This window comes from Faecalibacterium intestinale, from assembly GCF_040096575.1.
In the GTDB taxonomy this organism is placed as follows: Bacteria; Bacillota; Clostridia; order Oscillospirales; family Ruminococcaceae; genus Faecalibacterium; species Faecalibacterium intestinale.
The window spans coordinates 12,323-24,175 of record NZ_JBBMEN010000023.1 but is presented as its reverse complement, the minus strand read 5'-3'; the positions used below and the strand labels follow the sequence as shown (position 1 = coordinate 24,175).

12 protein-coding genes are annotated in these 11,853 nt (G+C 60.4%); 7 read left to right on the top strand and 5 right to left on the bottom strand.

The genetic code is table 11. The annotated features are described in order from the left end of the window. Positions 1-56: 56 nt before the first annotated feature. Both WMO20_RS12180 and WMO20_RS12175 read left to right on the top strand, forming a co-directional pair. The gene (locus tag WMO20_RS12180) at positions 57-1,034 is read left to right on the top strand and encodes a carbohydrate ABC transporter permease (protein ID WP_097778849.1); all 978 of its coding nucleotides are present in this window, start codon (positions 57-59) and stop codon (positions 1,032-1,034) included. 2 nt (positions 1,035-1,036) lie between these two features. Beyond that, positions 1,037-1,903 (top strand): carbohydrate ABC transporter permease, encoded by an 867-nt coding sequence (locus WMO20_RS12175; RefSeq protein WP_005920400.1) that lies wholly within the window; start codon positions 1,037-1,039, stop codon positions 1,901-1,903. A 398-nt stretch (positions 1,904-2,301) separates the two neighbouring features. Here the strand turns inward: WMO20_RS12175 and WMO20_RS12170 are convergent, their stop codons facing one another. Further along, positions 2,302-2,712, bottom strand: coding sequence for a peptide deformylase (locus tag WMO20_RS12170; RefSeq protein WP_349187016.1), 411 nt, complete (start codon positions 2,710-2,712; stop codon positions 2,302-2,304). A 14-nt stretch (positions 2,713-2,726) separates the two neighbouring features. Continuing rightward, positions 2,727-4,007, bottom strand: a complete 1,281-nt coding sequence (gene brnQ / locus WMO20_RS12165; protein WP_349187015.1) for a branched-chain amino acid transport system II carrier protein — start codon at positions 4,005-4,007, stop codon at positions 2,727-2,729. 210 nt (positions 4,008-4,217) lie between these two features. On the opposite strand from brnQ, the gene WMO20_RS12160 reads away from it, so the two are divergent. Next, the gene (locus WMO20_RS12160; RefSeq protein WP_005920396.1) at positions 4,218-4,988 is read left to right on the top strand and encodes an ABC transporter permease; all 771 of its coding nucleotides are present in this window, start codon (positions 4,218-4,220) and stop codon (positions 4,986-4,988) included. Then, positions 4,982-5,575: an ABC transporter ATP-binding protein gene (locus WMO20_RS12155; RefSeq protein WP_349187013.1), complete on the top strand. Its 594-nt coding sequence runs from the start codon at positions 4,982-4,984 to the stop codon at positions 5,573-5,575. Before WMO20_RS12160 ends, WMO20_RS12155 begins: the two co-directional genes overlap by 7 nt. Positions 5,576-5,581: 6 nt before the next feature. On the opposite strand, the gene hemW is transcribed toward WMO20_RS12155, so the two are convergent. Next, the gene (hemW, locus tag WMO20_RS12150) at positions 5,582-6,664 is read right to left on the bottom strand and encodes a radical SAM family heme chaperone HemW (protein ID WP_349187012.1); all 1,083 of its coding nucleotides are present in this window, start codon (positions 6,662-6,664) and stop codon (positions 5,582-5,584) included. Between the two features lie 109 nt (positions 6,665-6,773). Between hemW and WMO20_RS12145 the strand changes: the two genes are divergently transcribed. Next, positions 6,774-7,478 (top strand): Bax inhibitor-1/YccA family protein, encoded by a 705-nt coding sequence (locus WMO20_RS12145; RefSeq protein ID WP_112090570.1) that lies wholly within the window; start codon positions 6,774-6,776, stop codon positions 7,476-7,478. Positions 7,479-7,642: 164 nt separating this feature from the next. Further along, complete coding sequence (locus tag WMO20_RS12140; RefSeq protein WP_349187010.1) at positions 7,643-8,407, top strand: peptidoglycan DD-metalloendopeptidase family protein; 765 nt, start codon at positions 7,643-7,645, stop codon at positions 8,405-8,407. Positions 8,408-8,452: 45 nt separating this feature from the next. On the opposite strand, the gene WMO20_RS12135 is transcribed toward WMO20_RS12140, so the two are convergent. Further along, positions 8,453-9,646 (bottom strand): MFS transporter, encoded by a 1,194-nt coding sequence (locus WMO20_RS12135; RefSeq protein ID WP_349187008.1) that lies wholly within the window; start codon positions 9,644-9,646, stop codon positions 8,453-8,455. An 81-nt stretch (positions 9,647-9,727) separates the two neighbouring features. Further along, the gene (locus WMO20_RS12130; protein ID WP_349187007.1) at positions 9,728-10,372 is read right to left on the bottom strand and encodes a TetR/AcrR family transcriptional regulator; all 645 of its coding nucleotides are present in this window, start codon (positions 10,370-10,372) and stop codon (positions 9,728-9,730) included. Between the two features lie 178 nt (positions 10,373-10,550). On the opposite strand from WMO20_RS12130, the gene WMO20_RS12125 reads away from it, so the two are divergent. Next, positions 10,551-11,843, top strand: coding sequence for a BaiN/RdsA family NAD(P)/FAD-dependent oxidoreductase (locus tag WMO20_RS12125; protein WP_349187006.1), 1,293 nt, complete (start codon positions 10,551-10,553; stop codon positions 11,841-11,843). Positions 11,844-11,853: the final 10 nt, after the last annotated feature.

Below are 11,853 nucleotides of genomic sequence, written 5' to 3'. Positions count from 1 at the left end.
CGGCGTATCTCGCCCGCCCCTTTGGTTTTGCTGTGACCCGGCAGGAGGGAGATCTCATGGGAGAAAAAACAAAAAAGAAAGGGTCGATCAGCTACGCGAAATGGGGTTATATCTTCATTGCACCGTTCTTTATCATCTTCGCGGTATTCCAGCTGATCCCTCTGGCATCCACCATCTATTACAGCTTTTTTGAGTATTACCGCAGCGGCTTGAAGATCATCGGACCCAACTTTGTGGGTCTGAAAAACTACATCACCCTGTTCGCGACCGACCTGCCCAAGTATTTCAGCAACACGCTGATCCTGTGGATCATCGGTTTTATCCCGCAGATCGTCGTCTCGCTGCTGCTGGCGGCATGGTTCACCGACCTGCGGCTGAAGCTGAAGGGACAGACCTTCTTCAAGACGGTCATCTATATGCCCAACCTGATCATGGCCTCGGCCTTTGCAATGCTGTTCTTCGCCCTGTTCTCGGATAACGGCCCGGTGAACGCAGTGCTGCTGAGCATGGGCTGGATCAAGACCCCCATCAGCTTTTTGAATACCGTGTGGGGCAACCGTGGTCTGGTGGGTCTGATGAACTTCCTGATGTGGTTCGGCAACACCACCATCATGCTGATGGCCGCCATTATGGGCGTGGATCCCACCCTGTACGAGGCTGCAGAGCTGGACGGCTGCACCCCGAACCAGATGTTCTGGAAGATCACCCTGCCCCTGATCCGTCCCATTCTGGTCTATGTGATGATCACCTCCATGATCGGCGGCCTGCAGATGTTCGATGTGCCGCAGATCCTGACCAACGGCAAGGGCGGCCCCGACCGTACCTCCACCACCATGATCATGTACCTGAACAACCACCTGTTCAGCAAGAACTACGGCATGGCCGGTGCAGTATCTGTGGTGCTGTTCCTTGTGTGTGCAGTGCTGTGCGTCGTCGTGTACTTCTCGCTGACCAAGGAAGATGACGGCCTGACTAAGGCTCAGCGCAAGGAACTGAAGGCAGCCAAAAAGGCTGCTGCCAAAGGAGGGAAATAAGTATGGCACATACGCCTAAAAACCAGTCCGAAAAGGCGATCTTGACCGCCCGCCGTGCGTGGTGCTATCTGGTGCTGGTGCTGATCAGCTTTCTGTGCCTGTTCTTCTTCTATGTGCTGATCATCAACTCCACCCGCACCCACTTCGAGATCCAGAAGGGCTTCTCGCTGATGCCGGGCAAATCCATCATCACAAACTTCCGCAATGTGCTTACGGACGCCAACATCCCTGTGGTAAGCGGCATCCGCAACAGCCTGCTGGTGTCTGCCTGCTCGGCAGCGCTCAGCGTTTACTTCTCGGCTCTGACGGCCTACGGCATCTACGCCTATAACTTCAAATTCAAAAAGGCTGCCTTTGCCCTGATCCTGCTCATCATGACCATGCCCACACAGGTGTCCGCACTGGGCTTTCTGCAGTTGATCTCCAAGATGGGCTTGAAAAACAGCTTCATTCCCCTGATCGTCCCCAGCATTGCAGCACCTACCGTGTTCTTCTTCATGAAGCAGTATCTGGACGCTTCCCTTCCCATGGAGATCGTGGAAGCCGCCCGCATTGACGGCGCAGGCGAGTTTTATACCTTTAATAAGATCGTGCTGCCCATCATGAAGCCGGCTCTGGCTGTACAGGCCATTTTCTCCTTCGTGGCCAGCTGGAACAACTACTTCATCCCGGCTCTGGTGCTGGACACCGCCGACAAAAAGACCCTGCCGATCCTGATCGCTCAGCTGCGCAGCGCGGACTTCCTGAAGTTCGATATGGGCAAGGTGTACATGATGGTGGCCATCGCCATTCTGCCGGTCATCATCGTCTACCTGCTGCTGTCCAAGTTCATCGTCCGCGGCGTTGCTTTGGGTGGCGTGAAGGGCTAAAATTCTGACTTCTCTGTTACAGCATAGCAAAGCCCCCGGGGGATACACCCTCGGGGGCTTTGTGCGTAAGTTGAAGAAAAAACGATTTGGAATGCGCTCCGCGTTCGCTTTGCGCATAAATAGCGGAAAGAATATTTTTATGTTTGCAACTCTGGAAAATCTGCGGATTTTCCAGAGTTGCTTTTTCACGGGAGGAACGCTGCCCGCAGCACCGCGCTTTCGCAGAAAGCGGCGCTGCAAATGCTGCTGCCCTTCACGACCCCACCCGTGAAAAGGGGATTCAGAAACGCCCGCAGGCGTTTCTGAATCCCGAATTAAAAATAATTTTCCGCTGAAAATGGCTAGAGCGCAGCGGAAGCCATTCAAAATCGTCCCACGCGGGGGAGTGTGCGATGGGGTCAAATCAAGATCCCATCGCAATGGTCGATCTCGTGCTGGATGATCTGCGCCGTCCAGCCGGTAAAGGTCTTGATGCGCAGCTTGCCGTCCATGGTCTGGTACTGCACCTTGATACTCTGCCAGCGCTTTGTTTTCCGCACACCTTCCAGCGAAAGACAGCCCTCTTCGGCTTCGTACTGGCCGGACTTTTTCAGGATGACCGGGTTGAACAGCACTAAATACCCGTCCTCAGTTTCCACCGCGATGATGCGCTTGCGCACGCCGATCATGTTGGCAGCCATGCCCACACAGCCGTCGGCGTGGGCGGTCAGGGTGTCCAGTAAGTCCCGCGCAACAGGGACATCCTCCGGGGTGGCGGGGGCGGACTTCTGCGCCAGAAACAGCGGGTCGTGCATGATGGGCTGGATCATAGTAAAATCTCCTATTATTTTTCAGTTCTGCTTAAAAGAATGCCTGCCAGCAGCCCGGCGGCAGCCGGGAGCACCCAGCCAAAGCCCAGTGCCGCCAGTGGCAGGGCGTTGGCAAGGGCAGAAAGTGCGCCAAGCGGCAGCGCGGCGGCAATGCTCTGCACGGCGGTGCAGCCAATGCACAGCGGGTAGACCCGGCGGCGCTGCTCCAGCCCGGGCACGAAGGAAAGCGTGATCAGCACAATGGCTACCGGGTACAGCGCGTTGAGCACCGGGACGGACAGACGCAGGATCTCTGCCAGCCCCAGATTTGCGATCAGCATACTGGCAGCGGCAAAAAAGGCGGCAAGAACAGGGTAGGGGATGCGGGGCAGCAAGGTGTGGAAATACTCTCCCACACAGGCGATTAGCCCCACACAGGTGTTGAAGCAGGCCAGCATAAAGATGGCCGCAAGCAGCACCAGCCCCGCTTTACCGAACAGCCGCTCCGCCAGCACGGTCAGCACCTCGGCACCGGTGGCAAGACCGGGCACGGCGGCACCGGTCAACGCTCCGGCGTGCCCCAGCATGGCATAGACCGCCAGCAACAGCCCGCCTGCCACAAGACCGGCACGGATGGCACTGCGCTGCACGTCCTGCTCCCGGGCAACGCCCTGCGCCCGGATGTTCATGGCGATGACCGCGCCAAAGTTCAGTGCGGCAAGGGCGTCCATGGTCTGGTAACCGTACAATACGCCTTGTAAAATGACCGCTGAACTATACGCATCGGTGGGCGCACCGTACTGCGCCGCCAGCGGGTGCAGCAAACAGCCGCCGAACAGGATCAAAATCAGAACCAGCAGGCAGGGGCAGAGCAGCCTGCCCAGCCAGCGGGTGAGCCTGTCCGGGCGCAGCGCTACCAGAAAGGCCGCGCCGAAGAACAGCACGGAGTACCCCAGCTGCAGCCCGGCGCTGCTGCCCAGCAGCGGGGTGAGCATGGCAAACGAGGTGCTTGCGGTGCGCGGAATGGCCAGACACGGCCCGATGGACAGGTAGATCAAAATCATGAACACCTGTGCGAATACCGGGTGCACCCGCCCGGCAAGCTTATCCAGACCGTCAGCCCGTGCCACCGCGATGACCCCTGCCACGGGCAGACCCACGGCACTGATGACAAGCCCCAGAAAGGCGGGCCAGAAGTTTACCCCCGCCTTTGCACCCAGATCGGGTGGGAAGATCAGGTTGCCCGCCCCGAAAAACATGGAAAATAACGTAAAACCGACAAGCAGCAGCTTGCGGCCCTTGAGCGCTTTTGTCAATACCGTCCTCTCTTTCCTGCGTCGGCGCAAAGATGCACCGTATACTGTACCCAGTTTACACTGGATGCAAATTCATGTCAAGCATACGACGGTTGAATAAAAGTATATACAAAACGAGCCGACCCGCCGCAGGTGGTGCACAGGTCATTCCCCTTTGCGGGACGGTATGGTATACTATACTTTATAATAGGAAGCGGAAGAGGGCAGTTTATGAAGCAGAACAAGCAGTTTTTCCGCCGTCTGCTGGCGGTGGCGTTCTGGCTGGCGGTCTGGCAGGCCGCAGCCATGGCCATCGGGCAGGAGGTGTTTCTGGTATCGCCGGTGCAGGCGCTGCGCACCTTAGTGCAATTGCTGCCGAGGGCAGATTTCTGGCAGCGGGTGGGCTTCAGCTCAGGGCGCATTTTGCTGGGTTTTGTGCTGGGCGCAGTGGTCAGCGTGGTGCTGGCGGTGTGCGCCGCCCGGTGGAGTGCCGCCGATGCACTGCTGGCTCCGGTGATGCAGCTGGTCAAGGCCACGCCGGTGGCAAGCTTTATCATTCTGGCGCTGGTCTGGGTGCGGGGCAGTGCGCTTTCGGTGCTTATCAGCTTTTTGATGGTGCTGCCGGTGCTGTACGGCGCGGTGCGCACCGGCATTGCTGGGGCAGACGTGCAGCTGCTGGAGATGGCAGCGGTATTCCGTCTGCCGCCGGGGCGCCGCCTGCGGTCGATCTGGCTGCCTGCGGTGCTTCCGGCTTTCCGGCAGGGGTGCAGCGTGGCGCTGGGCATCTGCTGGAAAAGCGGCGTGGCGGCCGAGGTCATCGGCCTGCCCAACGGCAGCATCGGCGATGCGCTCTACCGCGCTAAGATCACCCTTTCCACAGGGGAGCTGTTTGCGTGGACCTTTGTCATCATCCTGCTGAGCGCAGGCTTTGAAAAGCTGTTCCTGCTTGCACTGGATAAAGCCGTGGGCGCAGTGCTGGGAGAGGAGGGGACAAAATGCTGAAGCTTCAACATCTGACAAAACAGTTCGGCGCAGCGCCGCTCTTCACCGACCTGTGCATGGAGGTGGATGCTCCCGTGGTGCTGTGGGCACCCAGCGGCTGGGGCAAGACCACCCTGCTGCGCATCCTGATGGGGCTGGAACGCCCCACCACCGGCAGCGTGGAGGGCGTGGGCCGGGTGGCAGCGGTCTTTCAGGAAGACCGCCTTTGTCCCCAGCTGAACGCCGTGCAGAACGTCACCTTGGTGCTTCCGGGGGTAGAAAACCAGTACAAAGAGCAAATTATAAGCGGTTTTCAACAACTTGGAATGGACATTGCAGCCTTGCAGCTGCCTGCCCGCAGGCTTTCCGGCGGGCAAAAGCGGCGGGTGGCGCTGCTGCGGGCGCTGTGGGCACCCAGCGACACCCTGCTATTGGACGAGCCCTTTACCGGCATGGACCCGGACACCTTGCAGCGGGCAGCGGCACTGCTGCGGCAGCGCTGCGCGGGCAAGCCGGTGCTGCTGGCTACCCACGATGAAAGCGCCATCCGCGCCCTTGGCTGGCCGGTGGTGGAACTGGAAAAGCTGGGGACAAGAGCCAAAGCCTGAGAGGGCTTACAGCAGCTGGGCAAGGATGCTGTTCTGAACAATAAGCCCGGCGGGGGTCAGAGCGAGGGTACTGCCATCGAAGGTGGCATACCCGGCGCGGACGCAGTTTTGCACAAAGGCCAGCTGTGCGGTGGAAAACTGCTTGCCGTATATGGCTTTGTAGGCTGCAAGGTCAAGCCCCTTGCGCAGCCGCAGCTGTAAGATCAGGTAGTCCTCTGCGCCGCAATTGCCGTCCATGATGGGCGCGGCGGCGTCCTGCAGAAAGGCGGCGGTGTCCGGTGCGTAGCAGAACCGCTTGCCGCCCATGCAGGAGTGCGCCGCAGGGCCAAGGCCAAGATAGTCGCCGCAGTCCCAGTAGATGAGGTTGTGCCTGCCCTCATAGCCCGGCTTTGCAAAGTTGGAGATCTCGTACTGGAGGTAGCCGTGGTGCTCCAGCTGCTCCACGGCGTAAAGGTAGAAATCGGCGGCTTCATCGCTGGTGGGCAGCCCCTCCGGCGGGTGCTTGCCAAAGGCGGAGTCCGGCTCTATCTTTAAAAGGTAGGCCGAGATATGGGTGGCACCGCCTTTTTCGATCAGCTCCAGTGTCTCGTCAAACTCGGCCTGCGTGTAGTGGGGCAATGCCAGCATGATATCGCCGCTGATATTCTCGAACCCGGCGCGCCGGGCGGCGGCAAAGGCTGCCCGCGCCTGCTTGGCGCTGTGGGGACGGCCAAGGGTGCGCAGCTGGGTGTCCCGGGCAGACTGCACCCCGAAGGAGATGCGGTTCACCCCCGCCGCCCGGAAGCCCCGCAGGCTCTCCTCGGTGACGGTCTCGGGGTTTGCTTCCAAGGTGATCTCTGCACCGGGCACAGGCTCTGCTGCCCGGATGAGCCGCTCTGTCTGCGCCGGGGTGAGCAGGCTGGGCGTGCCGCCGCCGAAATAAACGGTATCCGGCCGCAGGGGCGCGTTTGGCGCAAAGCGGTGCAGCTCCCGCAGAAGCGCGTCCACATAAGCATCCGGCACGCCCCGCTCCCCGGGGTGGGAATAAAAATCGCAGTACCGGCATTTGGAAAAGCAGTAGGGAATATGCAGATAAAGTCCAAGGGACATACAATATCACAGCCTTTTTCATGAAACGTTCATTTCTATGCAGTATACTATATTCCGTAGACCGGAGCAAGAGAGAAATGCTCCGGCAGAATAGACTGGAGGAACCCAGATGAGTTACAACAATTACAACCGTGGCTATGCAGAGCCTACAATGACCTCGGCTGATTATATGACCCGCACCTACCGCTGGATGGCGCTGGGACTGCTGATCACCTTTGCGGCGGCGTTTGTCACCGCTACCACCCCGCTGTTCTATGTGGTCAACTCGCTGTACCTGCTGTTCACCATTGCCGAGCTGGCGCTGGTGTTCGTGCTGAGCGCCCGGGTGCAGAATATGTCCGTGGGCGCGGCAAGAGGAGTATTTTTAGGCTACGCCCTGCTCAACGGCATGGTGCTGAGCTATTATTTCCTTGCCTTTGATCTGGGCACGCTGGTGCTGGCCTTCCTTGCCACATCGCTGTATTTCGGCCTGATGGCAGTTTACGGCACCACCACCCACAAGGATCTGTCCGGCTGGGGTCCCAAGCTGATGATGGCGCTGTTTGCGCTGCTTATCACCGGTTTCGTCGGTGTGCTGTTCGGCATGGGCTTTATGAGCACGGTGCTGTATTCCGGCATCGGTCTGGTGGTGTTCATGCTGCTGACCGCCTACGACACCCAGAAGCTGAGCCAGATGTACTCCTACTACGCAGGGGACAGCGAGCTGGCGGAAAAGGCTTCCATCTACGGTGCACTGACGCTGTATCTGGACTTCATCAACATCTTCTTGTATGTGGTGCGTCTGCTGGGTCTGAACAGCCGCCGCCGCGACTAAGCGCAGAAAGAACTTTATGATCTGTAAATCAGCCAAGCCCGTGGGCTTGGCTGATTTATTTTTCGCTGTCTTTTTTATCCCTTTGTATAAACTGCCCGCCGCTGTCCCACACTAAACCCAGAAAAAGACCCCGTACACAAAACGGACAGATGGGAGTAACAAGCATGGAGCAGATCAAAAAATTTCTGCACGGCAAGGGCTTTGCTCTGCTGCTGACAGCAAGCCTGCTGGCTGCGGCTGCGGCGGGGGTGTGGGCGGTGCGCGCCCTGCGGGCAGAACTGCAAAAAAGTCTGGATGGGCTGAACGCCCCCGGCACCACCCAACAGACCACCCCGGAAACAGAACCGGACTGGGACGCACAGGAGGACACCACATGGCAGCAGCCCGTGACCGATGTTGCAAACAGCAAGGCAGATGTGCCGCAGCAGACGCCCTCTGGGGCGTCCTCTGGTGCGCAGTCTGGCTCTGGTTCGCTGCGCGAACCTTCGGCACTGCAAGGCGCATCCTCGCCTGCCAGCAGTTCGGCGCAGCCTGCCGCCGCGCCCTCTATGCCGGGGCGCGTGCTCAACGCCTTCAGCGGCGATGAGCTGGTGTATAACAAGACCCTTGGGGACTGGCGCACCCACAACGGTGTGGACTATGCCTGCACGCAGGGCGCTGCGGTAGCGGCACCCGTGGCGGGCAAGGTGGTCTCTGCCGGGGCAGAGGGCAACTGGGGCACCGTGGTGGTGCTGGAGGATGCCGCTGGCCGCAGTTGGCGGCTGTGCGGCGTGGCTGACCCGGACGTTAAGGCCGGCGACACCGTGACCGCCGGGCAGAAGCTTGGTGCGGTGGGCACGGTCGGCTGCGAGTGCGCTGAGGAGAGCCACATCCATGTGGAGGTAAAGCAGGGCGAAGCTTACCTCGACCCGGCAAAGCTGCCGGAGTAAGCATACCATAAAAGGGGCTGCAACAGCGGCTCCTTTTTTGCTGCGTCAGGCGGTACGGCGCGTTTGCAGCAGCCAGAGAACCAGCGCCGAAAGCACCCCGGCTGCCAGCAGTACATCTGCCGGGTGCGCAGCCCAGTGCTGGAAGGCACTGCCATAGACTGCCTGTCCGATGGGCTGGGTCAGGCAGGCCAGCACGGAGATGCAGGCGGTCGTCTTGCCCAGCTGTGCCTGCGGTACTAGCATTTGCAGCTGCGCAAAGAACCACACGTTGAACAGTGCCGCCACGGTCATAAACACGGCACCCAGCACCAGAATGCTGCCGAACTGGAGTGTGGGCACCCGGAGGGCAAGACCCAGCGCGGCACACACGCCGCTGAGCGCCAGCAAAAGACCTGTGCCGCTGCGGATGGGATGCCGGACAAAGACGGTTCCCGCCAGCACGCCGCCTAAAATGCCGCCCGCGCTCAGCACCGCCTGCACAAGACCAAGGGAGGCATCACTTTTCTGCAAAGTCTGCACCACCAGCACCGGAACACCCACGGTGAGGGCAGGGACTTCCAGCAGGTTTACAGCCGCCATGGCAGCAGCTAACCGCAGCACCGCAGCCTGCCCGGTGAGAAACCGCGCACTTTCCCGCAGGTCGGTCCACAGAGAACGGACGGAGAGCTTTGTGTCCCGGAGGACATCCTGTGGGATGCGCAGGCAGAGCTCCATCCCGGCGGAAAGTGCAAAGCAGCTGCCGCAGAGCGCCAGCAGACCCCGGATGCCGAGGTGCTCCAGCAGAACAGCACCCAGCAAGGGGCCGAGAAGTTCGTCCACGGTATCCACCAGTTGGATGACCGCGTTGCCGCGCAGCAGCTGGGTGCCGTTCAGCAGCAGGGGCAGACAGGCGCGTACTACAGGCTGGTAAAGCCCCTGAATGGCGTACAGACTGCCCAGCACGGTCAGGATCAGCGGAAGCAGGGGCAGATGCGGCAACCCGGCAGCGGCTGCCGCCGAAATACCGGCGGTTACCAGATCCAGCAGCGCCATCAGGCGGGCTTTACGGCAGCGGTCTGCCAGCGCGCCGCCGGTCAGCATTCCGGCCAGAGCAGGCAGCATAGCCAGCGCGGTGATGCCGCCGTACAGCGCAGCGGAACCGGTCTGCCGCAGCAGATACAGCGGCAGCGCAAACCGCAGGGCGGCATTGCCGAACAGGGAGATGATCTGCCCGAGGACGATGAGGAAAAAAGTGTTCATGGGAACCTCCTGTTTTTTTGTTTACAAACCGTTGGTCTGTATCTGCGTATAAAAAAGGGCGGAGCGTTCCGCCCGGAAAATTCAGTCTTTGACCGGTGTGCACAGCTGCACCAGCTGTGCAGCCTGTGCATCAGTCAAAAGATCCAGCCCAAGCGCATGGGTCATTTGCTGAAACACGAGATTCCGCGCCCGCTGCTGAGCCGGCGTGGTGGGGCGCGTCTGGGGGGAAAGCCAGATGTCTGCCAGCACGAACAGCGCTTCCGCCAGCGCATTGGCATCGGCGGTGTGGATGGAGCCGTCCGCCATGCCCTGCCGGATCATGGGTGCAATACATTCCGGGGCCAGATGCGCTTCAATGTTGTCTAGTTCCATGGCAAGGAACTGCGGGTTGCTGCACAGGTGCGGCAAGGTCTGCGCGATCTGCTGCTGCCGCTGCCCGGCAAAGGATGCTGCAAACACCGCCTGCAGCTTTTGCAGCCCGGTCAGGGACGGGTCGTCCCGGATATGGCGCAGCGGCTCCCACATCTGGTCGCCCAAACGGTCACCGACGCGCTGCGCGATCTCCTCCTTGGAGCGGAAGTGATGGTACACCGCCCCTTTGGAAAGCTTTGTGGCATCAATGATGTCCTGCAGGGTGGTATTCTGGTAGCCCTTCTGGGTGAAGAGCAGGGCAGCGGCGTCTAAGATCTTTTCCACGGTCTGTTCCGGGTATTTGTTGCGCGGCATGGCAGATGCTCCTTTTTTACAAACTAACGGTCTGTAAAAAGAATACTGCAGCCCGGCGGCTTTGTCAAGAGGGCATGGAACCGAAAATCCATTCATTTCCTGCGGCGCTGCATTGCTTTTGCGCGGGGTTTCTGGTATGATACAATAGAATTAACAGGCGATTTTGGGAGGATGACAGATGGCAAGGGTTTTGATCGTGGGAGCCGGGGCAGCCGGACTGATGGCGGCGGGTGCCGCCGTGCGGCAGGGACATCAGGTGACGGTGCTGGAGCATACCGAGAAGCCCGGGCAGAAGATCCTTGTCACCGGCAAGGGGCGCTGCAACGTGACCAACGACTGCCCGGCAGAGGAGTTTTTGCGCCATGTGCGCACGAACCCGCGCTTTTTGTACTCCTCGCTGGGCGCGTTCCCCCCGGCAAAGGCCATGGAGCTGTTCGAAGCTTTGGGCGTGGAGCTGAAGGTGGAGCGCGGCCGCCGGGTGTTCCCGGTATCGGATAAGGCCGAGGAAATCCGGCAGGCGCTGCTGCGCTATGCGCAGGACGCCGACATCGTCTACGACGGTGCAAAAAAGCTGCTGCTGGAGGACATCGTGCCGGAGGCAGAGCCCGCCCTGGCGGCAGCGGAAAACCCGCGCCACCCCAAAAAGAAAAAGGCAGGCCCGGCGCTGCGCTGCGTGGGCGTGCGGGGCACTTCCGGCAGGGAGTACCGGGCGGACGCGGTGTTAGTGGCCACCGGCGGTGTGAGCTACCCCACCACCGGCTCTACCGGCGACGGCTACAAGCTGGCGCAGCAGGCGGGGCACACCCTTGTGGAGCCGGTGCCCAGTCTGGTCAGCCTTGTCAGCCGGGACCCGGACTGCAAAAAGATGATGGGTCTGGCGCTGAAAAACGTCACCCTGACCCTGCTGGAGGACGGCAAGGCCATCTTTGACGAGCAGGGCGAGATGCTGTTTACCCACTTTGGCATCAGCGGGCCGCTGACCCTGAGCGCGTCCAGCCATCTGGGGGACATGAAAAAGCACAGGTACATCGCGGAGATCGACATGAAGCCCGCCCTGAGCGAGGAGCAGCTGTACGACCGCATCACCCGGGACTTTGCCCTGCTGGCAAACCACGCGGCGCAGGGGGCGCTGGTCAAGCTGCTGCCCTCCAGTATGCAGCCGGTGATGGTGGCGCGCTGGGGCATCGACCCCGCCACCAAGGCAAACCAGATCACCCGGGAGCAGAAGCGGGAACTGGTGCAGCTGGTCAAGCACTGGCAGGTGTCCATTGACGCCCGGGGCGACCTTGCCCACGCAGTCATCACCAGCGGCGGCGTATCGGTGCGGGAGGTAGACCCCAAGACCATGCAGAGCAAAAAGGCACTGGGGCTGTACTTTGCGGGCGAGGTGCTGGACGTGGACGCCTACACCGGCGGCTACAATCTGCAGATTGCTTTCTGCACCGCGCAGAGCTTTGCCAATAATCTGTAAAAAACAGCAC